This is a genomic window from Aeromonas sp. 602396 (genome assembly GCF_049173735.1).
GTDB lineage: Bacteria > Pseudomonadota > Gammaproteobacteria > Enterobacterales > Aeromonadaceae > Aeromonas > Aeromonas veronii_A.
Genome location: NZ_JAAKSD010000005.1, coordinates 148,889 through 173,284 on the forward strand (window position 1 = coordinate 148,889; position 24,396 = coordinate 173,284).

Genomic DNA, 24,396 nt, shown 5'->3' on the forward strand with positions numbered 1-24,396 from the left:
ATTTTTTTGGATCAGTGCATCGCCTTGGCGCGGGCCACCACGTTGGCCGGCATCCGGTTGCCAAGACGGCTGAGCAGACTCGCCGCCTTCTGGTGCAGCGCCTTGTCACCTATGACGGAGCCATGGAGCCAGCGATAGGCGTCCTCATAATCAAGCGGACTGCCCATCCCCTGCAACAGCATCTCGACCCACTCGATGCGAGCCCGCAGAAAACCGAGGCTGGCCGCCTCGCGCATCAGAGTTTCGGCTCGCACCAAATCCTTCTGCACCAAAGTTCCTTTCCAGTAGTAGCGCCCCAGCTGCTCCAGCGCTGGCGCCAACCCCTGATTGGCCGCCTCCCACATATATTGCACCCCGAGTTCGGCATTGGATTTGGTACAGACACCCCACGCCAGCATATCCCCCCAGAGGAATTGATAGGCCGGGATCTTCATCACCGAGGCGCGCGCTTCGATATCCTGAGTCAGCTGACAGCGATCCTGCTTCACCTGAGTGAGGTGACGCCCCTGCTCAATCCAGTTGAGCAACTCGTCCTGACGATAGAGTGGCACCGCCTGCAACTCGCCAGCGGCCAGAGGTGCGGGAGGCGCCACCACAGCAGCAGGTTCCACCGGTTTTGGCAGCGGCGCGGCCCCCTCGCCACTGCTGGCAACGGGGGTGACCGGCTCGGCCGGGAGCAAGACGGGGACAGCCTCAGAGGGCGCTGGCGTAGCAGCAGAGACAGGGGCCGTTGACACCGCAGCACTGCTTGCGGTCGGTGCCGATGCACTTGCTGCAGGCACATCGCTCGATACGGCAGCCGATACCGCCTCGGCACCATAGAGGGGCGCGGTGAATGTACCGACAAGAATGAGAAGGGTAAGGGGTTTCATCATAAGGATCTCCTGCTGCACTCTGTTATCGGCACCAAGCCCCATCCCCTTAGCCTGCCGGGCGGATCTCATCAATACAAAAGGGAGCCGAAGCTCCCTTGTTGGCACGGTTGACCCGCTTACTTGACGAAATCGACACCCAGCTGGATATCGGCTTTCAGGGTAGCCAGCATGCCTTCCATCGCTTCCTGCTCGAACGCGCTCAGCTTGCCGTAATCCAGTACGGTTTCGACGCCATTCTTGCCCAGCAGTACCGGCTGTGCGAAGAAGGTGGCGTGCTCGCCGTTGCCTTCAACGTAGGCGCACTCAACAACGTTGGCTTCGCCCTGCAGACCCTTGATGAGGGAGAGACCGAAACGGCAAGCCGCCTGACCCATGGAGAGGGTCGCAGAACCGCCACCGGCTTTGGCTTCCACCACTTCGGTACCGGCATTCTGGATGCGCTTGGTCATGGCTGCCACTTCTTCAGCGGTGAAGGAAGCGCCTTCAATCTGGGAGAGCAGCGGCAGGATGGTGACGCCACTGTGACCACCGATCACGTTGACGCGTACCTTGTCGATGTTCAACCCTTTGGCAGCGGCCACGAAGGTCTCGGCGCGGATCACGTCCAGGGTGGTGACACCGAACAGGCGACGCTTGTCATAGACACCGGCTTTCTTCAGCACTTCGGCGGCGATAGCCACAGTGGTGTTGACCGGGTTGGTGATGATGCCGATCAGTGCTTTCGGGCAAGTGGCCGCGCACTTCTCGACCAGATTCTTGACGATACCGGCGTTGATATTGAACAGGTCGGAGCGATCCATCCCCGGCTTGCGTGCCACACCGGCGGAGATCAGCACCACATCGGCCCCAACCAGCGCAGGAGTCGGATCTTCACCGCAGAAGCCCTTGATGGCGACGTCGGTAGGAATATGACTGAGGTCAACGGCCACACCCGGGGTAACCGGGGCGATGTCATACAGGCTCAGCTCGGAGCCAGCCGGCAGACGGTTTTTCAACAGCAGAGCGAGGGCTTGACCGATGCCACCAGCGGCACCCAGAACGGCAACTTTCATGATCAACTCCATGTTTAAGCGTAGGTTTAAGGTTGTTTGTTGTTGTGCGCCCAACCTTAATGGATCCCCCCATAAAAAACAATCTGATAACAGTTGCAGTCACGGGTTCTGTGAGCCACGAAACATGCGGGAGCAAAAATTGGAGGGAAATACAAAAAGTTGGAGGAGAAGCACAGTTTTTCTGCACTTCTCCTTACCATAAAGAGGTAGATCTGAGGGTCTCAGGATTGGAATGCCAGCGCCCGTTTTTCACACCAGCGAAAACCAATTGTTAACAATCCGTTCATCGCCAGATAAAGCCCACCAGCCACCCCGAACACAGCCAGGGTATCGTAGGTCTGGGCGTTCAACCCCTGCGCCAGCCCCATGATGTCCATGATGGTGATAGTACTGGCGAGGGAGCTCCCCTTGAGCACCAGGATCACCTCGTTGGAGTAGGCAGGCACCAGATGACGGGCGGCGTGGCGCACCTTCATCCACAAGGTCTGGCGGCCATTAAAACCAAGCGCCCGGCACGCCTCCACCTCACCAGCCGGGATGGCATCGAGCGCCCCCTTGAACAACCGGGTGGAGTAGGCCGCCGTGTTGAGACCCAGCGCCAGCACGGCGCAGAACCAGGGCTGCTTGAGCAGCGGCCAGAGCGGGCCGGCTTTCAGCCACTCGAACTGGCCCGGCCCGTAGTAAATCAGGAAGATCTGAATGAGCAGCGGCGTGCCGGTAAAGAGCAGCACCCACAGCTGCACCAGCTGGGTCGCCACCGGCAGGCGCAGCTCCAACACCCAGGTCATCAGGGCTGCCAACACAATCCCCAGCAGCAGGCTGAACAGGGTCAGCTCCAGCGTGGTGACCAGACCGCCCAGCAACGTAACGAGATACTCTTGCATCAGTTAGCCTCCGTAGCGGCGGGTGTAGCGGGCAGCCAGCCCGAGGCCATATTCACTCACCAGACTGATGGCCAGATAGATGAGGGCGGCGGCGGCATACCAGGTGAAAGGCTCATAGGTACTGGCCGAGGCCATCTGCGCCTGACGCATCATCTCGTTGACCCCGATAAGCGACACCAGCGCGGTATCTTTCAGCAACACCAGCCACTGGTTGCCGAGGCCCGGCAGGGCATGACGCCACGCCTGCGGCAACACGATGCGAAAGAAGATGTGGCTCTTGCTCAACCCCAACGCCAGCGCCGCCAACCGTTGACCTGAAGGCACCGCATTGAGCGCCGCCCGCAGGGTCTGGGTCGCATAGCTGGCAAACAGCAGGGAGAGCGCCAGCACGCCACAGGCGAACGGGCTGAACTCCACATACTCGCCAGTGATGAGGAACAGCACCTGGGTCGAGCCGAAGTAGATGAACAGCACCACCAGCAACTCGGGCAGACCACGGATCAGCGTGGTCAGGGTGGCCACCGGCCACACCAATGCACGCTGCTTGCTGAGCTCGGCGGCACTGAACGCCAGCGCCAATACCATGCCCCCGACCAGTGATGCCAAGGCCAGCCCGAGGGTCATCCAGGCTGCATCCAACAACAGGCTCAACATGGCTTACTGCGCGAAGTATTTGTCGAAGATTTTCTGATAGGTGCCGTTGGCCTTGATCTCGGCCAGCCCCTTGTTCAGCTGGGTCAGCAGCTCCTGATTGCCCTTGGCGACCGCGATGCCAAAGCCGGTACCGAAGTACTTGGCATCCGTCACCGGCGCACCCACCACCGCATACTCCTTGTGCTGCTTCAGCCAGTCGGCAGCAACGGCGGTATCGGCAAAGACACCGTCGGTACGGCCATTCATCATGTCGAGGAAGGCGCTCTGGTAGCTGGCGTACGGCACGGTCAGCAGACCCTTGCTCACCCAGTTATCAACCAGATAGGACTGGTGAGAGGTACCGTTCTGCACGCCGACTGTCTTGTCGACCATCTCTTCCGGCCCCTTGAAGGCCCCTTTCTTGGCGACGAATACGGCCGAGTTCTCGTAGTAGATGTCAGAGAAATCGACCTGAGCGGCCCGCTCAGGGGTCACGTCCATGGCGGCGATGGCGGCATCGTAGCGACGGAATTTGAGGCTGGGGATCAGGCTGTCAAAGGCCTGGTTGTGGAAGCTGCACTCCAGCTTGGCCTGCTCGCAGATGGCGCGCGCCAGATCGATGTCAAAACCCTGAAACTCGTTCTTGTCATCCAGGTATTCGAACGGTGCGTAGGTGGCCTCGGTGGCGAACTTGATCTCTTTGGCCATGACGGAGGTACTCAACAGGCCCATGGCAGCAACCAACAACAGACTCTTTTTCATGACAGCTTCCTTATCGATTCAATATCAATGCATCAAGAATTCGGCAAACCGGCTGGTTTGCGGGGATTGGAAAATGGCGGCGGTGCCGGATTCGATGATCCGCCCCTTCTCCAGATAAATCACCTGGCTGGCCACCTTGCGGGCAAAGTCGACCTCGTGGGTCACCACCACCTGGGTAATGCCGGTCTGGCTCAGGTTGCGGATGATCTCGGCCACCTCTTTGGTGATCTCGGGATCGAGGGCAGCTGTCGGCTCGTCAAACAGCAGCACTTCCGGGTCCATCATCAGGGTACGGGCAATAGCCACCCGCTGCTGCTGACCGCCAGAGAGACGGGCAGGCCAGGCATCGCGCTTGTCGGCCAGTTGCAGCTGGGCCAGCAGGTAGGCCCCCTTCTCGATGGCGGCCTCCTTGCTCATGCCGAGCACCTTGACCGGCGCTTCAATCAGATTCTCCATCACAGTGAGATGTGGCCAGAGATTGTACTGCTGGAACACCATGCCCACCTTGCGGCGCAGCAGTTGGGACTGGCGGTTGAATTCGGCAGCAGAGAGGGAGTTCGGGAAAGAAAATTCACTTTCGCCAATCCGCAGAACACCCGCATCCGGGGTATCCAGCAGATTCATCATCCGTAGCAGGGAACTCTTGCCAGCACCGCTCGGGCCCAGCAACACCAAGGTTTCACCGGGGGATGTCCGAAAGCTGACCTGTTGCAGAACCGGCACCTTGTGCCAAGACTTCTCGATACCTATTAATTCAATACCCATACAGCCCAATTGAATAAGTTTTCAAAATTTCATCCCGATTCTATCCCTAATAAAGGTTGATGCAAGCCATTTTTGAATCAATATGCAGAACAAGCGCCGCTTCCTTGCAAAAAACGGCATATGAATGCAAAATGGCCCCGCTGTTCGTATCTGCCGCCTGTATCGCACAGGCCGCCACACCTCCTCATTCGTGAGACCAAGATGAAACACAACGACAAGCAAGAAAAACTGGCCAAGGCCTTTAAAGCCTTGCTGAAAGAAGAGCGCTTTGGCTCCCAGGCAGAGATCGTCACCGCCCTGCAAGAGCTGGGCTTCGAGAACATCAACCAGTCCAAGGTATCGCGCATGCTGAGCCGCTTCGGCGCCGTTCGCACTCGCAACGCCAAGATGGAGATGGTCTACTGCCTGCCGGTGGAACTGGGCGTGCCCACTACCTCCAGCCCGCTCAAGAATCTGGTACTGGACGTCGATCACAACGGCGCACTGGTGGTGATCCACACCAGCCCGGGCGCAGCCCAGCTGATCGCCCGCCTGCTCGACTCCCTCGGCAAGGCAGAGGGGATCCTCGGCACCATCGCCGGTGATGACACTATCTTCATCACCCCGACCAGCGACACCGATATCGAAGAGCTCTACCTCTCCGCCCTCGAGTTGTTCGAACAGACGCCGTAATGGCAACCACCGCGTCATAGCGGTCACGCCAGAACGAAAAATCCCGGCCAAGGCCGGGATTTTTGTTTTCTGAGTCTTCGTCAGGCGGGCTTATTTGCCCTGCGCCATCAAAAAACCTTCCGATGGTGCGAAGAAAGCCGCGCCGGTCACTGCCCTGGTGAAGCGCAGCAGGTGGTCGAAGTGGCTGCCCTCACCTTTGTACATGCTGGCCAGCATGGCGTTGAAGTGCTGCGGTGTGCGGCAGCAGGAGATGAAGTAGAGCCCCTGCTCGGTCATGGTGCCCCAGGGCATGCTCTGGCGCAGGATCTCCATGGACTCTCCCTTCGGGGTTTTGAGGTTGACCCGCTTGATGTGGGCGGTCAGCGGCTTGGCGGCAGATTCATACTCGATATTGTCGGGCTTGGTGCGACCGATAATGTCTTCCTGCTCTTTCTGCGCCAGCTTCTCCCAGTCGCTCATGGCGTGGACCCAGCGTTGGACGTGAATGTAGGAGCCACCGGCAAACTCGCCATCGGCCAGCAGCGCCACTTCGGCACGGTGCTCATCCTGCGGGTTCTCGGTGCCGTCAACGAAACCGGTCAGGTCACGGCAATCCAGGTTGCGGAAACCGCGCACCTCTTCGGCCAGCTCGACCAGTCCGGCCAGCAGCGCCATCACACGGTGACCGGCGTGGTGCAGCACATCCACCCGATCGGCGCGCAGCTGAATAAAGAGATCAAACGGGGTGTTGGGGGCTTCCTGACCGTTGGCGGATTGCGCCATAAAACTGCGGAACTGGGGCGGACGGGCGGCAGGATAGAGACCATCCCAGGCATCGGCGCCAACGGCAACCAGACCGCTGAACCCGGCATCAGGGAAATCGGCAGCAACCGCCTGCCACAGGGCGGGCAGTTTGGCCAGACGGCCGACCAGTTCGGCGGCGTCGCCGGTGCGATTGAACATCAGATAGAGGGCGTGCAGATTCGGCTCTGCGCAGATCCCGGCTTGGGCTTTCATATATCTCTCCCCTGAGTAGGCGTTAGCGTTACGGGCTATTTGCGTTGCGCGATTATAAACCAGAGTGGATCCAGTTCTTTGATTTCACGACGATATCACGCGTTCAGGGCAAAGGGTCAAACAACACCAGCCCATGGGGTGCGACCTTGATCCGTGCCCGCATCCCATCAAGGGGCTCGCCAATGCTCGCCTCCAGCTGCAGATCGCCACACTCGAACAGCACCCGACAGTGGTGGCCGAGGAACTGCTGCTCCACCACCTTGAGCTCGCCATCTGCGGCGCTCTCCAGCAGCAGTTGCTGGGGTCGAAGCATCAGCTGCAACTGCTCACCCACTGCGCGGCCATGGGGCTCGCTGCCACAAATGACCCCGAGCGCCGTCTGTACGCAGTGGCTGTCCACCACCTCGGCAGCCAGATAGTTGACCCCACCGAGAAACTCCGCCACGAAGCGGTTTTGCGGACGGCGATAGAGCTGCTCAGGCTGGCCCACCTGCTCGATATGACCGGCGCGAAACAGCGCCAGCCGATCGGCGAAGGCGAACGCCTCCTCCTTGCTGTGGCTGACGAAGATGGCGCCGATCCCCTGCTGCTTGAGCAGGGCGCGGATCTCAAGGATCAACTTCATCCGCACCTGGGTATCGATGTTGGAGAAGGGCTCATCCAGCAGCATCAGCCGCGGCTTGCACACCAGCGCCCGGGCGATGGCTACCCGCTGCTGCTGACCACCGGAGAGCTGATGCGGATAGCGATCCCCCAGCCCCTGCAGATTGACCAGCGCCAGCGCCTCGTCCACCTGCTGCTGGCGGGCACTGCGGTCGAGTTTGGTCAGGCCAAAGCCAACATTGTCGGCCACCGTCAGGTGGGGGAAGAGGGCGTAATCCTGAAAGATCATGCCGATGTTGCGCGCCTCGGGCGGCACGCTGGCTCCCGGCCCGTCGAGCAGGGTATCGCCGAGGCAAATCGTGCCCTCTGCCAGCGGCAGCAGCCCGGCGATGGCCTTGAGCAGCGTGGTTTTGCCGCAGCCACTGGCCCCCAGCAGGCAGACGATCTCGTTGTCTGCCACCGTCAGGGAGAGCTGCTCCAGCACATTGCGGCCGTTGTAACGGCAGCTGACATTTTCAACCTGCAAACAGGACAAGGCTGACTTCCTCTCGTTTCTGGCGGCGCGCGGCCTTTTGGTTCAGCGCACCGCATGCAATTTCATTGGCCGACGCGGCGACTCAGTGGCCCGGACTGTCCAGACTGCGGTTGACCCATATCAGCGGCAACAGCCCCACCAGCACGATGACGATGGCCCCGAGCGCGCCGCGCTCCAGCATCTCGTCCGAGACAAACTGATAGACGTGAGTCGCCAGGGTATCGAAGTTGAACGGCCGCAGCAGCAGAGCGGCGGGCAGCTCCTTCATGGATTCGATGAATACCAGCATGGCACCGGCAAACAGACCACGGCGCACCAGCGGCAGATGGACCCGGCGCAGCATGCCGCCATCCCCCTGCCCCAGGGAGAGGGCAGCCATGTCGAGGCTGGGGGAGATCTTGCCCATGCTGCTCTCCACCGAGCCGATAGCGATGGCCACGAAGCGCACCAGATAGCCGAACACGATGGCGGTAATGGTGCCGGTCAGCAGCAAGCCCGGCCCCTGACGCCCGAGCCACTCGGCCAGATCGTTGATGGCAAAGTCGAGGGCGGTGAGCGGCACCAGCACCCCGATGGCGAGCACGGTACCCGGCATGGCGTAACCCATGGCGGCGATGCGCAGGGGCAACAGACTCTTTATCCCGCCATCGAGGCGGCGGAAGAAACCGAGCAGCAGGGCGATGCCCATCGCCAGCAGAGCGGTCAGCGCCGAGATAAGCAAACTGTTGCCAGCGAAGCGAACAAACTCCGGCGTCCACGACAACTCGAAGTAACGCACGCCGTAATCGAGCAGGATGACAAACGGCAGGCCGAAACCGGCCAGCACCAGCCCCCAGCACCAGAGACCGGCTAACCAGCGACTCATCCCCTTGAGCGGATAGCGCAGCGGCTGCTCATGGCCCATGGACTTCTGGAACACCTGCTGCCTGCTGCGCGAGCGGCGCTCCAGCGCGATCAGCAGCACCACCGCCAGCAGCATCAGGCAGGAGAGCTTGGCCGCGGTGGCCAGACTGCCATAGCCGAGCCAGGTGTCGTAGACCGCCGTGGTCAGGGTGTTGATGGCAAAGAAGTGGACGGTGGCGAAATCGGCCAGCGTCTCCATGGCCACCAGCGATACCGCCACCATGATGGCGGGGCGTGCCAGCGGCAGACTGAGGCGGCGAAAACTCTGCCACGGGGTACAGCCGAGCAGGCGGCTGGAGTGGATCAGGCTGACTGACTGCTCGAGAAAAGAGGCGCGGGTCAGCAAATAGACATAGGGGAACAGCACCAGCGCCAGCACCCAGGAGGCGCCGCCAAGGGAGCGAATGGCCGGAAACCAGTAATCGGCTGGACTGTTCCAGCTAAAGAGCGCTCGCAACTCGGCTTGTAGCGGGCCCGAGTAATCGAGCAGGTCGGTATAGACGTAGGCGACGATATAGGAGGGCATGGCCATTGGCAGCATCAAGGCCCACTGCAGGGCTCGGCGCCCCGGCACCTGACACATGGCCACCAGCCAGGCGGTGGGCACGCCAAATAGCAGGCTTAGCAATACTACGCCGACCACCAGCCCCAGGGTATTGCCCAGATAATCGAGCAGCACGGTATTGGCGAGGTGGCGAAACAGCTCTCCCTCAGCCGAGAAGGCAGAGAAAAGCAGGGCTATAACCGGTAAACCCAGCAGCAGGGCGATGGCCCAGCTGCCGGTAATCCATCCAAAATTTTTCATGAGACCACAGATGTTGATGGGGCCGTTGGCCCCATCTGATTACAAGTCGAACTTCACTTCATCCAGCAACTGCAAGGCGTCCTTGCGGTGCTTGGCGTAATCGCTGACCGGTAGTGCGTCAGACTTGAAACTGCCCCAGGACTTGACCATGGCGGAAGGCTCGACTCCGGCCTTGACCGGATATTCGGCGTTCACGTCCGCATACATGTGCTGGGCGGTGTCGCCAGCCAGAAACTCCATCAGCTTCTGGGCCTCGGCCTTGTTCTTGGCATACTTGGTCATGGCCACGCCACTCACGTTGACGTGTGCACCGCGGTCAGCCTGGTTCGGGAAGTTGATATAGACCGCATCCGCCCAGGACTTCTGCGCAGGATCTTTCAACATGGCGCCCAGATAGTAGCTGTTGCCGAGTGACACGTCACAGATACCATCCTTGATCGCCTTGACCTGATCCCGGTCGTTGCCCTGCGGCTTGCGCGCCAAGTTGGCCTTGACCCCTTCCAGCCAGGTTTTGGTCTCAGCCATGCCGTGATGGGCAATCATGGAGGAGACCAGCGCCACATTGTACTCATGCTTGCCGCTGCGGGTGCAGATTTTCCCTTTGAATTCCGGTTTGGCCAGATCTTCGTAGCTGATGGTATCGAGCTTGCCGAGGCGATCCTTGCTGGAGTAGATGGCGCGAACCCGGGTGGTCAGGGCGAACCAGCGATTCTCCGGATCACGATAGATGGCGGGGATGTTCTCCTGCAGGATCTTGCTGTCCACCGGCTGCACCAACCCCTTGTCCACCAGATCGGTCAGACGGCTGATATCGACGGTCAGCATCAGGTCGGCCGGAGAGAGCTTGCCTTCCCGCTCCAGACGCTCGTTCAACCCCTCTTTGGCGAACACCACGTTCACCTTGATGCCAGATTCCTTCTCGAACTGCTGGATGATGGGCTTGATCAGCTCATCCTGCCGGTTGGAGTAGACATTCACTTCCCCGGCCGCCAATGCCGACTGAGCTGCCAACGCAGAGAAAGCCAGTGCCAACATCTTCATTTTCATCATCCATTCCTTGATTAGCCATACAGAGTGATAACGATTGCCGTTTGCATTCTGCATACATCTTATAAGCGGATCAAGAAAGCTCGCCGTCGCCACATCACATATTTAATCGCCCATAAATGAAAAGGGCCGGATGGAATCCCATTCGGCCTCTTCTGAGCAAAACGTTATGTTGATCAGGCTTCAATAAGCGCTCACGCCATCGGGATTCCCCGAGGTCGGGAGGTCAACAGATCTGTACGTCACGGATGCGGTTCATCACAGCGCCTCGTCGTCACTCTCGCCGGTGCGGATGCGCACCGCTTGCAGCAAGTCGTAGACAAAAATCTTGCCGTCGCCGATCTTGCCGGTATAGGCAGCCTTGCAGATCGCCTCGATCACCCCTTCCACGTTATCATCGGCGGTAGCAATCTCCAGCTTCACCTTGGGCAGGAAGTCGACCTGATACTCGGCTCCCCGGTATAATTCGGTGTGTCCCTTCTGGCGGCCAAATCCCTTGACCTCGGACACGGTCAGCCCTTCCACCCCCAGGTTGGCAATAGCCTCGCGGACATCGTCCAACTTGAACGGTTTGATAATCGCACTAATCAGCTTCATCTGGTTGCTCCCAATCCATGGTGTGTCATGAATCGGGTTTCAATTCTTATGCCAAGTATTTTTATTGTTTTATTTCATATAGATAGAGTTTAATACCGGCGCCATTCGCCAGGCACATCCCCATAACCGGCCAGCACGCCCCATAATGAGGCACCATGCTGCAGCGGTCAGCGGGTATGCACCAAACAAGAGCAAAACAGCATGTTAGTTATCTCCAACAGCGTCACGATTCCCTGGCATGAGCTGCAATTTCAGACCATGCGGGCACAGGGCAACGGTGGACAGCACGTCAACAAGACCGACTCCGCCGTCTGGTTGCGCTTCGATTACCGCAACTCTCCCAGCCTGACGCCCCTCTACAAGGAGGGTCTCGACAAGCTGAGCGATAGCCGGGTACACGATGGCTTTATCCTGATCCGGGTCGAGAGCCATCGCAGCCAGGACATGAACCGCAAGGAGGCGATGAGTCGTCTGGTGGAGTTGCTGAAGAAAGCAGCCTGGCGCCCCAAGGCTCGCCATGCCACCAAGCCGACCCGCAGCTCCCAGCGCAAACGGGTCGATGCCAAGAAACGCAAGGGGGATATCAAGTCCGCCCGCGGCAAACCGGTTCTGGACTGAGCCCCCCCAGCCCCCAAAGGATGTCAGCCGATGAGATACAGTTTTTGCGACAGCGCCCGCGGCCCCCTGCTGGTCGCCATCGATCAGGATGGCCTGCGCCACGTGGAGTTCATGCACGGGGAGCGCCCCGTCATGCCACAGGCTGACTGGCAACGGGATGACAAGGCACTGGCCCCCTATCTTGCCCAGTTCAACGCCTATTTCGCCGGAAAATTGCAGCAGTTCGATCTGCCCATGGCAGCGATGGGCACCCCGTTCCAGCAAACGGTGTGGAATGCTTTGTGCGATATCCCCTATGGCGAGACCGTGAGCTATCTCGAGATTGCCCAGGCGATAGGCAATCCCAAGGCAGTGCGGGCGGTGGGCGCTGCCAATGGCCGCAATCCGCTGAGCATCATAGTACCCTGCCATCGAGTGATCGGACGCAGCGGCGAGCTGACCGGCTATGCTGGCGGCATTCCCATCAAGCGCTGGTTGCTGGCACTGGAACAGGTAGGCACAGCATTCGAGCTGGCCCCATGAGACGATGACCGCCCCGGAGAGGGACGGGGCAATATCGCAACCAGAATGAAAAGGCTTTCAGCCAGTGCCACGCTTTGCTGACAAGATGAACAGAAAATGAAGAATCGCCTCAGAACTACTTCAGATTGAGCTTGGCATGATAGCTCCATACTTGAATGGCACGGCTCATTCGCTGATTCAAGTAGCACCCATGTGACGCTTCCAATCTGTCTTTTTCCCCGCGCCTCCTCTGAGGCGCTTTTTTTGTGGCAACTGTCCCGTCCTGAATATGGTTTACACCTTTCCCCCCAATAAATGGAGAACCAGATGGGACAAGGTGTGAAACGGACACAGCGCGATTACTCGCTGACTTTTAAACTGGCACTGGTCGAGCAGATTGAAAAAGGCGAGCTCAGTTGCCAGCAAGCACAAGCCCGATATGGCATTCAGGGCCGCTCCACCGTTCTGGTATGGTTGCGTAAACATGGTCGGCAAGATTGGAGCCAGGGGGCTTCTGTGCGCGCCGGCAGGAGCATCACCATGCCTGACCCCGACAACCAGACGCCAGAACAGCGCATCAAGGAACTTGAGCAACAGCTGGCGCTGATGAGCCAGAAGGCCCAGTTCTTTGAGGCCGTCGTCGATGTACTGAAGAATGACTACGGCGTCTCCATCGTAAAAAAGCGACCCGGCAAGTCCTCTCGCAGCGGCAAGTCGAGAAGCTGACCATCGTCAGGGCTTGCCTGTTTCTGGGGATAAGCCGGCAGGCTTACTACAAGCGCAATCGGGTCGCCGACGAGCGCCATGCTCAAGGGCTGCAGGTGGTGCGCTTTGTGCGTCAGGTTCGACTGCGACAACCTCGGGTGGGTACTCGCAAGCTGCATTATCTGCTCCAGGGTCAGGATGATGGCGGGCTCAAGGTCGGGCGGGACAGGCTGTTTCGGATATTGGCCGAGCACAGCCTGCTAGTGCAGCCTAAGCGGGCGTATCACAAGACCACCCACAGTTTTCACCGTTTCTACCGTCATCCCAACTTGCTCAAGGCGGGGCCAGAGCAGGTCACACCGGTGGCCCCGGAGCAGGTCTGGGTCGCTGATATCACCTATCTGCCAGCCAGGAGCGGACCGCTGTACCTGAGCCTGGTGACGGATGCCTACTCACGCAAGATAGTGGGCAATCACGTACACGAAGGAATGCATGCCGAATCGGTGGCGATGGCGTTCAGGAAAGCACTGAAGCAACGGCGTGGCGACGGTGAACTCATCCATCACTCAGACCGCGGCGTGCAGTATTGCTCGGGACTGTATCAGTCATTACATGAACGGTACGGGGTGAAATGCTCGATGACGGATGGGTATGACTGCTACCAGAATGCGTTGGCGGAGCGGGTGAACGGGATTTTGAAAGGAGAGTTATTGTTGCAAAGCCCGCAGGATTTGACGCAAGCGCGGGAAATGGTGCGTGAAGCAGTGGATATTTACAACGCGGAGCGGCCGCATCATGCGTTGAAATACAGAACCCCCGATGCGGTACATAGAGGGTTCTGAGTAGAAAAATGCTAGTTGAAAATGTGTAAACCTATTTCAGGACTAGACAAACACAACAGGCCACCACCCAGGCTGAATGGCCTGAATGCCACAAAATCAGCCCCGTCCAAAAACCAAGAGGCGAAGGATCACCCTTCGCCTCTGACGTAACAGCTGGCTACTCGCTCTGGGGCAGGAACTGCAGCTCCGGCGCCGAGGAGGTCAGCACATCGGCGCAATAATCCCAGGTCGAGATGCGATAGTGCTGCAGATCTTCATCCAGATGCAGGCCGTCCGACTCCTGATGGAACCAGCTGGCAAAACGGGATGGAGTGATGAGCTGGATCTGCTCTTCGATGGCGTGGCTATCCTTCCCCTCGGCCAGATCGCAATCCTCGATGACCCGCAGGGCATAAATATGGCGAAAATAGACCCGGCAGAGGATTTGCGGGGGTAGATCGATGCTGCGCGCCCGCCCCAGCATGATGGTCAGGGAGTCGCTCCAGAGATCCTGATGCAACTCGGCCACAACCAGACCGGGCGGTAGCTGGCGGGACGGAGCCCAAGGGACGGCAACCTGCCGAATGGCATTTTTCTGTTCCATATTCACCTCACGACAACTCGCTCCCTGTCTTGAGTCTATCTGAACCACATAGTCCCGGCGAAGGCAATCGATGGACAATAAAAACGGCAATAAAAAAGCCGACGTATCAAACGTCGGCGAATAAAAAGTGCTTACAACAGAGGATTCACATATTCAGACCCTCGGGTCGAAAGATTGGTTCCCTCTTTTTGTAATTAATTTTCGGCGCGTTTAAACATCAGGGTATTGGCGTCCGACTCTTCCGGCACGAAGTAGTAGCCCTCGGCGTTGAAGCCGGTCAGCTGCTCCACCTCGGTCAGACGGTGCTTGATGATGTGGCGGGCCATCATGCCGCGAGCCTTCTTGGCGTAGAAGCTGATGATCTTGAACTGACCGTTCTTCTCATCCTTGAACACCGGCGTGACGATCCGCCCTTTCAGGCTCTTGGGTCGTACCGACTTGAAATACTCGTCGGAGGCCAGATTGATCAGCACCTCATCCCCCTGGGCTGCCAGCGCGTCGTTGAGGTGATGAGTGATCACCTCCCCCCAGAACTGGTAGAGATCCTTGCCGCGACTATTGTCGAGTTTGGTCCCCATCTCCAGTCGATAGGGCATCATCAGGTCGAGGGGGCGAAGCACGCCGTAGAGGCCGGAGAGCATCCGCAGGTGTGCCTGAGCGAAGTCAAAATCGGCCTCGCTGAAATCCTCCACCGCCAAACCGGTGTAGACATCCCCCTTGAAAGCCAGCAGCGCCTGACGGGCATTGGCGGGGGTGAAATCTGGCTGCCACTCGGCAAAACGGGCGGCATTGAGACCGGCCAGCTTGTCGCTGATCTTCATCAGAGTGGCGATCTGGTCAGGGCTCAGTTGGCGGGCCCGGCGAATCAGTTCGGCGGAGTGATCCAGCAGCTCGGGTTGGGTGAAACGGGGGGTCACCAGCGGTGACTCGTAATCCAGCGTCTTGGCCGGGGAAACCACAATCAGCATAACGTTCCTTTCTGGCGAGGGGCCGAACAGCGGATCGGCCCCATGTTTCATTCATCCAGCGTCACATTTTCCAGTGTGCCGGACCCCAGCTGCTCGCGACCGGAGAGCTTGATCAGCAGCCGCAGGTCGTTGGCCGAGTCGGCATGGGCGAGGGCCTCACTGTAGCCAATCTGGCCGGCGCAGAACAGGCTGAAAAGCGCCTGATCGAAGGTCTGCATGCCCAGTTCGGCAGATTTGGTCATCACCTCCTTGAGACGGTGCATCTCTCCCTTGCGGATGATGTCGGTGATGAGCGGGGTATTGAGCAGGATCTCGAATGCCGCACTGCGCCGCAAACCATCGACACTCGGCACCAGTTGCTGGGCGACAATGGCTCTGAGGTTGAAGGAGAGATCGAACAGAAACTGGCGATGTTTCTCCTGCGGCACCAGATGGAGGATGCGATCCAGCGCCTGGTTGGCGTTGTTGGCATGCAAAGTGGCGAGACAGAGATGGCCAGTCTCGGCGAACTGAAGGGCAAACTCCATGGTCTCCTGACTTCGGATCTCGCCGATCAGGATCACGTCCGGTGCCTGACGCAGCGAGCTTTTCAGTGCTACATCGAACGACTCGGTGTCGATCCCCACCTCCCGCTGGGTCACCAGGCTACGGCCATGCTGATGGACGAACTCCACCGGGTCTTCCACCGTCAGGATATGACCATCGGCATGCTGGTTGCGATAGCCGATCATCGCCGCCTGAGTGGTCGATTTACCCGCCCCGGTGGCACCGACAAACAGCACCAGCCCGCGCTTGGCCATCGCCACCTCCTGCAGGATCCTGGGGAGCTGCAGATCTTCAAAGGTGGGAATGCGGGTCTCGATACGACGAATCACCATACCGGGCAGCTCCTGCTGCCAGAAGGCGCTGACCCGAAAGCGACCCAGCGCCTCGCGGTAAATCGCGTAGTTGGCCTCCTTGGTGCGGACATAGCGCTCGAAGTGATCGCTGCTGAGGGTATCCCTGACCAGCGTCAGCGCCCCTTTCTTGTCGAGCGCGTCTCCCCCCAGCGACACCAGATGGCCATTTACCTTGAGAATGGGCGGCGATCCCACCGTCACAAACAGATCCGATCCCTTTCGCTCGACCAGCTCGCTCAGCAGATCATCCAGATTCATCATTTATCCCTCCCTGGGTACAAGTCGCTTAAATGCTGTTGGGATCAACGGCCTTGGCCTTGGCATCGAGGGATGCCACCACGCCACGACTCACCAGCTGCTTGAGGCTCTGATCCATGGTCTGCATGCCGTGGGTCATCCCGGTCTGGATCACCGAGTAAAGCTGGGCAATCTTGTCCTCCCGAATGAGGTTACGCACCGCCGGAATGCCCATCATGATCTCGTGCGCTGCCACCCGACCGCCACCAATGCGCTTGAGCAGGGTCTGGGAGATGACCGCCCGCAGGGATTCGGAGAGCATGGAGCGTACCATGTCCTTCTCCGCGCCTGGGAAGACGTCGATGATACGGTCGATGGTCTTGGCCGCCGACGAGGTGTGCAGGGTGCCAAACACCAAGTGGCCGGTTTCGGCGGCAGTCATGGCCAGACGAATGGTCTCAAGGTCGCGCATCTCGCCCACCAGAATGATGTCCGGGTCTTCCCGCAGGGCCGAGCGCAGGGCGTTGCTGAAGCTCTTGGTATCACGGTGTACTTCCCGCTGGTTCACCAGGCAGCGCTTGTTCTCGTGGACGAATTCGATGGGGTCCTCGATGGTGAGGATGTGGTGATGGAAGTTCTCGTTGATGTAGTTGACCATGGCCGCCAGGGTGGTCGACTTACCGGAACCGGTCGGGCCGGTCACCAACACCAGACCCCGCGGGAACTCGGCAATCTTGCGGAAGATCTCCGGCGCATCGAGATCTTCGAGGCTCAGCACAGTGCTGGGGATGGTACGAAATACCGCGCCCGAACCGCGCGCCTGCTGGAAGGCGTTGACCCGGAAACGGGCCAGATTGGGCACCTCGAACGAGAAATCGACCTCGAAGTTCTCCTCCAGCTCCTTGCGCTGATGGTCGTTCATGATGTCGTAAATGAGGGCATGCACTTCCCGGTGTTCCAGGGCGGGCAAATTGATCTTGCGAACCTCACCATCAACCCTGATCATCGGGGGAACCCCGGCCGAGAGGTGTAGATCCGAGGCTTTATGCTTTACACTGAAAGCCAATAACTCTGTGATATCCATAGACTTGTCATTCTCCCATCACAAGATCACTAACGAAATATGAACCAGATTGCCCAGCACCTGTTTCAGGTAAAGGAACGTATTGCCCAGGCCGCCGAACGGGCTAGCCGCAACCTGCAGCAGATCCGCCTGCTGGCCGTGAGCAAGACCAAGCCGGTCGAGGCCATCATGGCCGCCCATGCCGCAGGTCAGCGCTGCTTTGGCGAATCCTACGCTCAGGAAGCAGCGGCCAAGATCGATACCTTGCGCCAGCAGCCGGAATATAGCGACATAGAGTGGCACTTTATCGGCCCTTTGCAATCGAACAAATCCAAACTGGTCGCCGAACGGTTTGACTGGGTGCTGAGCGTGGATCGGGACAAGCTGATCGACCGCCTCAACAACCAGCGTCCCGCCAGCATGGCACCGCTAAATGTTTGTCTGCAAATCAATATTAGCGGAGAGAGCAGCAAATCCGGAACGTCGGAACAAGAGATTTTCCGCCTTGCCGAGCTGGTCTCCCACAGTGAGCGACTGGTGCTGCGGGGACTGATGGCCATTCCCGAGCACACCAGTGACGAGCGCGTGCTGGCCGCCCAAATGACCCGTATGCAGACTCTGTTCACCGAGCTTGCGCGACAATACCCCACTGTGGATACCCTCTCGATGGGCATGACCGAGGATCTTGAACTGGCGATAGCCCACGGCAGCACCATGGTGCGGGTCGGCACCGCCATCTTCGGCGCCCGTGACTACTCATAGGCAAGGCCAGCGGATAACCCATACGTCCGCCTCTTGCCGCGACTTCATCAACAGGAGCGTTTGATGGAACACCGAATTCTGGCGTCAGGTGGTGCAGGCAGCGCCAACCCCGCCGCGACCCCATGTGCAACAGGAGCATCTGATGCAGCATAGAACGCTGGCCTTTATCGGCGCGGGCAACATGAGCCGCAGCATCATCGCCGGACTGGTCAAGGCGGGTTATCCCGCCGGGCAGATCACGGCCGCCAACCCCAGTCTGCCCAAGCTGGAGACGCTGGCGAGCGAACATGGCATTCGCATCACCCAGAGTAATGCCGAGGCGGCCCGAGACGCCGAAGTGATCGTGCTGGCAGTCAAGCCGCAGCTGATGGCAGGCATGCTGGCCGCTCTGGTTGCCGAGCTGGGCTCCCTAGAGGGCAAGCTGCTCATCTCCATCGCGGCTGGCATCAAGGTGGCGCGCCTTGGCGAGATGGCCGGTGGCCATGACCGCATCATCCGCACCATGCCCAATACCCCTGCCCTGCTGGGTTTGGGCATGACCGGTCTCTATGCACCCGAACATATTGCCGCCGTGGATCGTGACTTTGCCGAGCAGATGATGCAGGCGGTCGGCAAGACCCTCTGGGTAGAGCAGGAGTCTGGCATCAACGGCGTCATCGCCGCGGCGGGCAGTGCTCCGGCCTACTTCTTCCTCTTTATGCAGGCGATCGCCGAAGAGGCGGAGGCGATGGGTTTCTCGCCCGATCAGGCACGCCTGCTGGTGCAGCAGACCGCGCTGGGCGCAGCCGCCATGGTGGAGCAGAACCCTGAGCTGGCGCTGCAAACCCTGCGTGAGCAGGTCACCAGCAAGGGCGGCACCACAGCCGAAGCCATCAAGACATTCCAGCAGCAGGGGCTGATGCCGCTGACTGCGCAAGCCATGCAGGCGGCCGTTGCTCGCGCCACCGAAATGGAAACCCTCTTCTAACAGGAGCCCAGATGAACACTGCTTACTTTCTGATTAACACCGTTTTCGATCTCTACCTGATGGTGATCCTGCTGCGCGTCTGGCTGCAGTGGGCCCGCGCCGACTTCTACAACCCGATGAGCCAGATGGTGGTCAAGCTGACCAATCCGCTGGTGATCCCGCTGCGCCGTGTGATCCCGGGCTTTGGCGGCATCGATCTTGCTTCCGTGGTGCTGGCGCTGGCCATCGCCTTCGCCAAGCTGGCCCTGCTCAAGAGCATGAACGTACTGCTGGCGGACTGGCTCAGCATCAGCCTTTTCGCGGCACTGACTGTGCTGAAAAAAGCGGGCTCGATGATCTTCTGGGTACTGCTGATCCGCGCCATCCTGAGCTGGGTCAGCCAGGGCCGCAACCCCATCGAATACGTGATGCATCAGCTGACCGAGCCCTTCCTCGCCCCTATCCGCCGCGTACTGCCGGCACTGGGCGGGCTGGATCTCTCGGTGCTGGTCGCCTTTATCGGCCTGCAAGCCATCAACTACCTGCTGGGTGACCTGTTCGGCCAGCTGTGGTGGATGATTTGATGCCAGCCGTCCTGCAACAAGGGGATGAACTGGTACTGCATCTGGTGATCCAGCCCAAGGCGAGTCGGGATCAGATCATCGGATTGCATGGCGAAGAGCTGAAAGTGGCCATCACGGCGCCGCCGGTTGATGGCCAGGCCAACAGCCATCTGATCAAGTTTCTGGCCAAGCAGTTCAAGGTGGCCAAGGGACAGATCACCATAGTGCGGGGCGAGCTGGGGCGATACAAAACCGTCGCCATCGACAGCCCCAAACAGTTGCCGCAAGAAGTGAGTGCACTGCTGAATGACACGCAAGGCTGAATGAATCGGCCTGCGCCAACCGTAGATATGAGAGGGATGACAGATGAAAACAGCCTGGATGAGTGGCCTGCTGGCACTGCTGATGACCCTGCCGCTCAAGGCAGAACAGATGAAGGAGCTGGGGCCCTGGCTGGTGCACTACAACGCCTTCAACTCCAGCTTCCTCACCCCCGAGGTCGCCAAGGCGTATGGACTGGAGCGCAGCCGCTACAACGCCATCATCAATATCGCGGTACAGGACAAGCAGAAAGTGGCGCAAGCCGTGGGGATCACCGGTGAGGCCAAGAACCTGACCGGCACCATCCGCACCCTGAACTTTCAGGAGGTAAAAGAGGGCGATGCCATCTACTATCTGGCGACCCTCCCCTACCGCAACGAAGATACCTACCAGTTCACCCTGAAGATCATGGGCGGTGGGCAGCAACAGAACCTCAGCTTCCAGCAGACCTTCTACGTCGACTAAGTACCAACAAGAAGCCCCGACCAAGGTCGGGGCTTCATTTTATCCATATGACAAGGGCGCCATCGCAGCGCCCTTGTTACATCTATTCCGTACCGCAGCGATTAAAGGGCGAGGAACAGACCGGCCAGACAGGCGCTCATCAGGTTCGCCAGCACGCCGGAGAGAATGGCGCGCATGCCGTAACGGGCGATGAAGGATTTGCGCTCCGGCACCATGGAACCCAGACCGCCGATCAGGATCGCCATGGAGGAGATGTTGGCAAAGCCGCACAGGGCGAAGGTCACGATGGCCTTGCTCGACTCGCTCAGGGTCTGATCCTGCACCAGGCCGATAAAGGCGACGAACTCGTTGACCACGATCTTGGTACCGATCAGGGCGCCAGCGGCTTGTGCCTGATCCCAGGGCACACCGATCAGCCAGGAGACGGGGGCAAACAGCCAGCCCAGAATGATCTGGAAGCTCAGATCCAGCCCCACCAGACCACCAGCCCAGCCGAGCAGGCCATTGAGCATGGCGATCACGCCAACGAAAGCCAGCAGGGTGGCACCGACCGCCACCGCGATATTGAGGCCGGACATGGCGCCATCGGCAGCCGCTTCGATCACGTTGGTGGCGCGGGGGATCTCGACATCCTGATGGTGATCGACCTCTTCAGCTCCCGGCGGCACCAGGATTTTGGCCATCGCCAGACCGGCAGGGGCCGACATGAAGGCGGCAGCGATCAGGTATTTCAGTTCAACCCCGAGGCTGGCATAACCCACCAGGGTGCCACCGGCGACGGAGGCGAGGCCGCAGCTCATCACGGCGAAGAACTGGGAGTCGGACATCTTGGAAAGGTAGGGTTTGACCACCAGCGGCGCTTCCACCATGCCAACGAAGATGTTGGCTGTCGCGGAGAGGCTCTCGGCACGACCGGTGCCCAGCAGCTTCTGCAAGCCACCACCCAGCAGGGCGATCACCCGAGGCATGATGCCGATGTGGTAGAGGATGGCGATCACCGCGGAGAAGAAGATTATGACCGGCAATACGTTGAAGGCAAAGATGAAGCCCAGCTTGAACTTGGCCAGATCACCGAACAGGAAGGCGATCCCCTCCTGACCATAACCGATCACGCTACTTACGCTCTCGCTGACCCCGTTCAGCACATGCTGACCGGCAGGCAGCCAGAGCACCAGACCGGCAAACATGATTTGCAGGCAGAGGGCAAGGCCAACTGTTCGCAGCGGGATACGACGACGATTATCAGAGCAGATGACGGCAAGCGCCAGGATACTCAAGATGCCGAGCAGGGCAATCATAGGGACTCCATCAGGTGGGGCAAAAGATGGGCGCGGATTCTGCGCCTCTCACCCCGTCACTGCAAGTCCGCTTGGTTACAGCTCTGTTAGAAAAAACGTTTGCACGATATCGGTTGCGCCAACTGGCTGATTTGGTTCGATTTTAGTATCAAAAGAAATCAAGAGTTCTTGTATGGAAACAATCATTCCTCACCGCCGGACAATTTACCCCCGAGCCAGGGGACCAGTCGCTGCTCCCAATAGGGTTCGGGGCCAAAGCGGGCCTTGAGGAAATCGATGAAGAGACGGATCTTGGGATCCAGATGTTCACGCCGGGCATAAACGGCGTGTACCGCCATCTGCTGGTTCGGTCGCCACCCGGGCAACACAGGGATCAGCTTGCCGCTCTGTAACTCCTTGTCCAGCAAGTAGTTGGCGATATAGGCGATGCCGAGCCCGGCCAGTGCAGCATCCCGCACCGCCTCCGCCATATCCACCCGATAGTTGCCCGCTACCTGCACCGTCTGGCGCTCCTTGCCCTGGCGAAACGACCACTGGTGATAGCGCCGCTCCCGACTCTGGTAAGTGATGCAGTTGTGCTGGGCCAGATCCTTGGGATGGAGCGGCGTACCGTGGCTCAGCAGGTAATCCGGCGAAGCCGCAACTACGAAGCCGATGTCGGCCAGCCGCTGTCCCACCAGCCCTTCCGGCTTGTCCTCATAGGTGGTGAGCCAGAGATCCAGCCCCTCATCCACCAGATTGGTTCTGTGGTCGAACAGCGAGACTTCCAGCTCCAGCTCGGGATAGCGATCCTGAAACGCCTTGAGATGAGGAATGACGTGCAAGCGGCCAAAAGATTGGCCCACCCCAAGATGGAGCACGCCGCTCACCTTGCCACGCCGCTCGGCGATCATGGAGTCCGCCTCCTGCGCCACCGCCACCAGCGCATGACAGTGACGGGCATACTCCTGACCCAGCTCGGTCAGGACGAAGCGGCGAGTGGTGCGCTGTACCAGCTGGGCGCCAAGGGTGGTCTCCAGCAGCGCCAGCTGCTTGCTGATATGGGATTTGGAGACCCCGAGACGACGGGCGGCGGCAGAGATCCCCTGCTCGCGCACCAGCGCATCGAAGATCACCATTTGAGGAAGACGTTGCAGCACAGGAGAACCGGATTGAGTGGCGGGAGCCCATTATTCCAGAGCCGCCCGCCAAGGGGTAGAGTCAGAGCCCCAGCGCTCGGGTGATCTGCAGTTTGAGGGGATCGTCAGCCGGATTCTGGTTAGCGCCGTAGCTGGCGATCAGCTTGCCATCGCGCCCCACCAGATACTTGTGGAAGTTCCAGTTCGGCTCATCCCCATCAGCGGCCGCCGCCAGCCCCTTGAACAGTGGCACAGCATCGGAGCCCCGCACCGCTACCCGATTGAACATCGGGAAGGTGACGCCATAGTCGCGGCGACACACCTCGGCAGTCTTGGTCTCGTTGCCCGCCTCCTGCCAGAAATCGTTGGAGGGAAAACCCAGAATAATCAGTCCCTTATCCTTGTAGCTCTGGTAGAGCTTCTCCAGATCGCGGAACTGGCCGCTGTAGCCGCAGTAGGAGGCGGTATTGACCACCAGCACCACCTTGCCCTCGGTCAGCTGACAGAGGTTGTGGCGCTGAGAGTTGTTTAGCTCCCGCATCTCCACATTGAAATAATCGGGGCACGCCGCAGAGGCCGCGCCAGCCCCCAATAACAGCAACAGAGTGAACCATTTCATCGCCAAGACTCCTTTTGTTTTGTCCATCATACGCGGTTACCAGAGCCGCAGTTCACTCTCAATGCAATGGAATGCCGGTCAGCCAGCCGTGGCCCCAGAACACCAGCAGCGCGGTGGCAGCCAGGCCCGCCCCGACGCTGATTCCGGTGCCCGTCCAGTTAGCCGCCGGGCGGGGATATCGCTGCCAGTCCCGCACCGAAATCCAGAACATGCTCACCAGCGCCCACAGCCCGATGCCGCCAAACAACACCAGAGATCGCGCCTCGCTGTTGACCAACAGATGGGCCACCGCCCAGAGCAGGGTTCCGAGCAGTTGGGGATGCACCAGCCAGCGGCGCAGATGGTTGGGCCCCTGGCCGGAGAAGAACAGGATCAGCGCAAAGGGCATCATCACCGTCATAGTCATCGGCCCCCACTCCGGCAGGAAGTAGAGCGGCAGCGAGCTGGCCGACCGCCAACCGGCGATGATGCAGGCGATGGCGACAAACACCAGCAGGGAGAAGAGCCCCTTGTAGCGATTCTCACCCAGCCGCTCGCGCAGTCGCGCCCGATGGGCCACCGCAAAACAGGGGTAGAGATGGATCAGGGTAAACAGCGCAACCCCCAGGGTCAGCAGGAACATGAGTCTCTCCTTGTACTTGGTACGACCACTATGCCGTAAAGGGAGATTTGCGCCTATCAAAACCGCGCTTACCCATGGAGTCAAAAGTGTGGCAAGACAAAGGAGCAGAAAGAAAAGAGCCGATCACGATGGATCGG

General features: G+C 59.5%; 28 protein-coding genes. 9 read left to right on the plus strand and 19 right to left on the minus strand.

What is annotated here, in order from left to right; translation table 11 throughout:
• Window positions 1-11: 11 nt before the first annotated feature.
• From G5229_RS08810 to G5229_RS08835, 6 genes are all read right to left on the minus strand, one after another.
• The gene (locus G5229_RS08810; protein ID WP_103251390.1) at window positions 12-596 is read right to left on the minus strand and encodes a tetratricopeptide repeat protein; all 585 of its coding nucleotides are present in this window, start codon (window positions 594-596) and stop codon (window positions 12-14) included.
• Between the two features lie 395 nt (window positions 597-991).
• Window positions 992-1,927 carry a malate dehydrogenase gene (gene mdh / locus G5229_RS08815; RefSeq protein ID WP_005340384.1) on the minus strand — a complete coding sequence of 312 codons (936 nt, stop codon included), beginning with the start codon at window positions 1,925-1,927 and terminating at the stop codon, window positions 992-994.
• Window positions 1,928-2,148: 221 nt separating this feature from the next.
• Window positions 2,149-2,811 carry an arginine ABC transporter permease ArtM gene (gene artM, locus G5229_RS08820; protein ID WP_216952846.1) on the minus strand — a complete coding sequence of 221 codons (663 nt, stop codon included), beginning with the start codon at window positions 2,809-2,811 and terminating at the stop codon, window positions 2,149-2,151.
• 3 nt (window positions 2,812-2,814) lie between these two features.
• A complete protein-coding gene (artQ, locus tag G5229_RS08825) occupies window positions 2,815-3,465 on the minus strand; it encodes an arginine ABC transporter permease ArtQ (RefSeq protein WP_043826111.1) in 651 nt (216 codons plus the stop codon).
• Between the two features lie 3 nt (window positions 3,466-3,468).
• On the minus strand, window positions 3,469-4,206 hold the full coding sequence (locus G5229_RS08830; RefSeq protein ID WP_005340381.1) for a transporter substrate-binding domain-containing protein: 738 nt from the start codon (window positions 4,204-4,206) through the stop codon (window positions 3,469-3,471).
• A 24-nt stretch (window positions 4,207-4,230) separates the two neighbouring features.
• Window positions 4,231-4,971, minus strand: coding sequence for an ATP-binding cassette domain-containing protein (locus G5229_RS08835; RefSeq protein WP_005357971.1), 741 nt, complete (start codon window positions 4,969-4,971; stop codon window positions 4,231-4,233).
• Window positions 4,972-5,172: 201 nt separating this feature from the next.
• On the opposite strand from G5229_RS08835, the gene argR reads away from it, so the two are divergent.
• A complete protein-coding gene (argR, locus tag G5229_RS08840) occupies window positions 5,173-5,643 on the plus strand; it encodes a transcriptional regulator ArgR (RefSeq protein ID WP_005340378.1) in 471 nt (156 codons plus the stop codon).
• A 90-nt stretch (window positions 5,644-5,733) separates the two neighbouring features.
• Here the strand turns inward: argR and G5229_RS08845 are convergent, their stop codons facing one another.
• The 5 genes from G5229_RS08845 to glnK all read right to left on the minus strand — a co-directional run bounded on the left by G5229_RS08845 (window position 5,734) and on the right by glnK (window position 11,129).
• Complete coding sequence (locus tag G5229_RS08845) at window positions 5,734-6,639, minus strand: Dyp-type peroxidase (RefSeq protein WP_236376002.1); 906 nt, start codon at window positions 6,637-6,639, stop codon at window positions 5,734-5,736.
• Window positions 6,640-6,742: 103 nt separating this feature from the next.
• The gene (locus G5229_RS08850) at window positions 6,743-7,777 is read right to left on the minus strand and encodes an ABC transporter ATP-binding protein (RefSeq protein ID WP_111901082.1); all 1,035 of its coding nucleotides are present in this window, start codon (window positions 7,775-7,777) and stop codon (window positions 6,743-6,745) included.
• 82 nt (window positions 7,778-7,859) lie between these two features.
• A complete protein-coding gene (locus G5229_RS08855; RefSeq protein WP_421208968.1) occupies window positions 7,860-9,485 on the minus strand; it encodes an ABC transporter permease in 1,626 nt (541 codons plus the stop codon).
• A 39-nt stretch (window positions 9,486-9,524) separates the two neighbouring features.
• Window positions 9,525-10,532, minus strand: a complete 1,008-nt coding sequence (locus G5229_RS08860) for a Fe(3+) ABC transporter substrate-binding protein (RefSeq protein ID WP_005340374.1) — start codon at window positions 10,530-10,532, stop codon at window positions 9,525-9,527.
• A gap of 258 nt (window positions 10,533-10,790) precedes the next feature.
• Entirely contained in the window at window positions 10,791-11,129 is a 339-nt protein-coding gene (gene glnK / locus G5229_RS08865; RefSeq protein ID WP_005341406.1) for a P-II family nitrogen regulator, read from the minus strand.
• Between the two features lie 201 nt (window positions 11,130-11,330).
• Between glnK and arfB the strand changes: the two genes are divergently transcribed.
• The 3 genes from arfB to G5229_RS08880 all read left to right on the plus strand — a co-directional run bounded on the left by arfB (window position 11,331) and on the right by G5229_RS08880 (window position 13,795).
• Window positions 11,331-11,747, plus strand: coding sequence for an alternative ribosome rescue aminoacyl-tRNA hydrolase ArfB (gene arfB, locus G5229_RS08870; protein WP_021230947.1), 417 nt, complete (start codon window positions 11,331-11,333; stop codon window positions 11,745-11,747).
• 30 nt (window positions 11,748-11,777) lie between these two features.
• Entirely contained in the window at window positions 11,778-12,269 is a 492-nt protein-coding gene (locus G5229_RS08875; protein WP_421208969.1) for a methylated-DNA--[protein]-cysteine S-methyltransferase, read from the plus strand.
• Window positions 12,270-12,575: 306 nt separating this feature from the next.
• A protein-coding gene (locus G5229_RS08880) for an IS3 family transposase (RefSeq protein ID WP_421208970.1) occupies window positions 12,576-13,795 on the plus strand; the annotation gives its coding sequence in 2 pieces (ribosomal slippage) (window positions 12,576-12,924 and window positions 12,924-13,795; 1,221 coding nt in all).
• A gap of 157 nt (window positions 13,796-13,952) precedes the next feature.
• Here G5229_RS08880 and G5229_RS08885 read toward each other — a convergent pair.
• The 4 genes from G5229_RS08885 to tapT form a co-directional block, all read right to left on the minus strand.
• Window positions 13,953-14,378 (minus strand): hypothetical protein, encoded by a 426-nt coding sequence (locus G5229_RS08885; protein WP_005340360.1) that lies wholly within the window; start codon window positions 14,376-14,378, stop codon window positions 13,953-13,955.
• A gap of 194 nt (window positions 14,379-14,572) precedes the next feature.
• A complete protein-coding gene (gene yaaA / locus G5229_RS08890; RefSeq protein WP_266134742.1) occupies window positions 14,573-15,346 on the minus strand; it encodes a peroxide stress protein YaaA in 774 nt (257 codons plus the stop codon).
• 47 nt (window positions 15,347-15,393) lie between these two features.
• Complete coding sequence (gene tapU / locus G5229_RS08895; protein ID WP_266134784.1) at window positions 15,394-16,503, minus strand: type IVa pilus ATPase TapU; 1,110 nt, start codon at window positions 16,501-16,503, stop codon at window positions 15,394-15,396.
• A 28-nt stretch (window positions 16,504-16,531) separates the two neighbouring features.
• Window positions 16,532-17,566 carry a type IVa pilus ATPase TapT gene (gene tapT, locus G5229_RS08900; protein ID WP_005340354.1) on the minus strand — a complete coding sequence of 345 codons (1,035 nt, stop codon included), beginning with the start codon at window positions 17,564-17,566 and terminating at the stop codon, window positions 16,532-16,534.
• A 39-nt stretch (window positions 17,567-17,605) separates the two neighbouring features.
• Here tapT and G5229_RS08905 point away from each other — a divergent pair, with 39 nt between their 5' ends.
• The 5 genes from G5229_RS08905 (at window position 17,606) to G5229_RS08925 (ending at window position 20,602) form a co-directional block, all read left to right on the plus strand.
• Window positions 17,606-18,307 carry a YggS family pyridoxal phosphate-dependent enzyme gene (locus tag G5229_RS08905; protein ID WP_421208971.1) on the plus strand — a complete coding sequence of 234 codons (702 nt, stop codon included), beginning with the start codon at window positions 17,606-17,608 and terminating at the stop codon, window positions 18,305-18,307.
• A gap of 142 nt (window positions 18,308-18,449) precedes the next feature.
• A complete protein-coding gene (gene proC, locus G5229_RS08910) occupies window positions 18,450-19,274 on the plus strand; it encodes a pyrroline-5-carboxylate reductase (RefSeq protein WP_167558194.1) in 825 nt (274 codons plus the stop codon).
• A gap of 11 nt (window positions 19,275-19,285) precedes the next feature.
• Complete coding sequence (locus G5229_RS08915; RefSeq protein WP_005341416.1) at window positions 19,286-19,837, plus strand: YggT family protein; 552 nt, start codon at window positions 19,286-19,288, stop codon at window positions 19,835-19,837.
• Entirely contained in the window at window positions 19,837-20,139 is a 303-nt protein-coding gene (gene yggU / locus G5229_RS08920; RefSeq protein ID WP_323969997.1) for a DUF167 family protein YggU, read from the plus strand. Before G5229_RS08915 ends, yggU begins: the two co-directional genes overlap by 1 nt.
• 43 nt (window positions 20,140-20,182) lie before the next feature.
• Window positions 20,183-20,602: a DUF4426 domain-containing protein gene (locus G5229_RS08925; RefSeq protein ID WP_005340339.1), complete on the plus strand. Its 420-nt coding sequence runs from the start codon at window positions 20,183-20,185 to the stop codon at window positions 20,600-20,602.
• Between the two features lie 101 nt (window positions 20,603-20,703).
• Here the strand turns inward: G5229_RS08925 and G5229_RS08930 are convergent, their stop codons facing one another.
• The 4 genes from G5229_RS08930 to G5229_RS08945 form a co-directional block, all read right to left on the minus strand.
• Window positions 20,704-21,900: a NupC/NupG family nucleoside CNT transporter gene (locus G5229_RS08930; RefSeq protein ID WP_005348874.1), complete on the minus strand. Its 1,197-nt coding sequence runs from the start codon at window positions 21,898-21,900 to the stop codon at window positions 20,704-20,706.
• Between the two features lie 182 nt (window positions 21,901-22,082).
• The gene (locus G5229_RS08935; RefSeq protein WP_162511760.1) at window positions 22,083-23,018 is read right to left on the minus strand and encodes a LysR family transcriptional regulator; all 936 of its coding nucleotides are present in this window, start codon (window positions 23,016-23,018) and stop codon (window positions 22,083-22,085) included.
• Between the two features lie 82 nt (window positions 23,019-23,100).
• Window positions 23,101-23,637 (minus strand): glutathione peroxidase, encoded by a 537-nt coding sequence (locus tag G5229_RS08940; protein WP_005340333.1) that lies wholly within the window; start codon window positions 23,635-23,637, stop codon window positions 23,101-23,103.
• Between the two features lie 58 nt (window positions 23,638-23,695).
• The gene (locus tag G5229_RS08945) at window positions 23,696-24,259 is read right to left on the minus strand and encodes an NnrU family protein (RefSeq protein ID WP_421208972.1); all 564 of its coding nucleotides are present in this window, start codon (window positions 24,257-24,259) and stop codon (window positions 23,696-23,698) included.
• Window positions 24,260-24,396 lie beyond the last annotated feature (137 nt).

Excerpts from the sequence above, each read along its gene's own strand:
- G5229_RS08845 (WP_236376002.1), bottom strand. The coding sequence starts at position 6,639 with ATGAAAGCCCAAGCCGGGATCTGCGCAGAGCCGAATCTGCACGCCCTC.
- G5229_RS08855 (WP_421208968.1), bottom strand. The coding sequence starts at position 9,485 with ATGAAAAATTTTGGATGGATTACCGGCAGCTGGGCCATCGCCCTGCTG.
- G5229_RS08860 (WP_005340374.1), bottom strand. The coding sequence starts at position 10,532 with ATGAAAATGAAGATGTTGGCACTGGCTTTCTCTGCGTTGGCAGCTCAG.
- G5229_RS08875 (WP_421208969.1), top strand. The coding sequence starts at position 11,778 with ATGAGATACAGTTTTTGCGACAGCGCCCGCGGCCCCCTGCTGGTCGCC.
- artQ (WP_043826111.1), bottom strand. The coding sequence starts at position 3,465 with ATGTTGAGCCTGTTGTTGGATGCAGCCTGGATGACCCTCGGGCTGGCC.
- tapT (WP_005340354.1), bottom strand. The coding sequence starts at position 17,566 with ATGGATATCACAGAGTTATTGGCTTTCAGTGTAAAGCATAAAGCCTCG.
- tapU (WP_266134784.1), bottom strand. The coding sequence starts at position 16,503 with ATGAATCTGGATGATCTGCTGAGCGAGCTGGTCGAGCGAAAGGGATCG.
- yggU (WP_323969997.1), top strand. The coding sequence starts at position 19,837 with ATGCCAGCCGTCCTGCAACAAGGGGATGAACTGGTACTGCATCTGGTG.
- arfB (WP_021230947.1), top strand. The coding sequence starts at position 11,331 with ATGTTAGTTATCTCCAACAGCGTCACGATTCCCTGGCATGAGCTGCAA.
- G5229_RS08885 (WP_005340360.1), bottom strand. The coding sequence starts at position 14,378 with ATGGAACAGAAAAATGCCATTCGGCAGGTTGCCGTCCCTTGGGCTCCG.
- G5229_RS08915 (WP_005341416.1), top strand. The coding sequence starts at position 19,286 with ATGAACACTGCTTACTTTCTGATTAACACCGTTTTCGATCTCTACCTG.
- G5229_RS08905 (WP_421208971.1), top strand. The coding sequence starts at position 17,606 with ATGAACCAGATTGCCCAGCACCTGTTTCAGGTAAAGGAACGTATTGCC.
- proC (WP_167558194.1), top strand. The coding sequence starts at position 18,450 with ATGCAGCATAGAACGCTGGCCTTTATCGGCGCGGGCAACATGAGCCGC.
- G5229_RS08940 (WP_005340333.1), bottom strand. The coding sequence starts at position 23,637 with ATGAAATGGTTCACTCTGTTGCTGTTATTGGGGGCTGGCGCGGCCTCT.
- G5229_RS08830 (WP_005340381.1), bottom strand. The coding sequence starts at position 4,206 with ATGAAAAAGAGTCTGTTGTTGGTTGCTGCCATGGGCCTGTTGAGTACC.
- G5229_RS08935 (WP_162511760.1), bottom strand. The coding sequence starts at position 23,018 with ATGGTGATCTTCGATGCGCTGGTGCGCGAGCAGGGGATCTCTGCCGCC.
- mdh (WP_005340384.1), bottom strand. The coding sequence starts at position 1,927 with ATGAAAGTTGCCGTTCTGGGTGCCGCTGGTGGCATCGGTCAAGCCCTC.
- G5229_RS08925 (WP_005340339.1), top strand. The coding sequence starts at position 20,183 with ATGAAAACAGCCTGGATGAGTGGCCTGCTGGCACTGCTGATGACCCTG.
- G5229_RS08930 (WP_005348874.1), bottom strand. The coding sequence starts at position 21,900 with ATGATTGCCCTGCTCGGCATCTTGAGTATCCTGGCGCTTGCCGTCATC.
- artM (WP_216952846.1), bottom strand. The coding sequence starts at position 2,811 with ATGCAAGAGTATCTCGTTACGTTGCTGGGCGGTCTGGTCACCACGCTG.
- glnK (WP_005341406.1), bottom strand. The coding sequence starts at position 11,129 with ATGAAGCTGATTAGTGCGATTATCAAACCGTTCAAGTTGGACGATGTC.
- argR (WP_005340378.1), top strand. The coding sequence starts at position 5,173 with ATGAAACACAACGACAAGCAAGAAAAACTGGCCAAGGCCTTTAAAGCC.
- yaaA (WP_266134742.1), bottom strand. The coding sequence starts at position 15,346 with ATGCTGATTGTGGTTTCCCCGGCCAAGACGCTGGATTACGAGTCACCG.
- G5229_RS08835 (WP_005357971.1), bottom strand. The coding sequence starts at position 4,971 with ATGGGTATTGAATTAATAGGTATCGAGAAGTCTTGGCACAAGGTGCCG.
- G5229_RS08945 (WP_421208972.1), bottom strand. The coding sequence starts at position 24,259 with ATGTTCCTGCTGACCCTGGGGGTTGCGCTGTTTACCCTGATCCATCTC.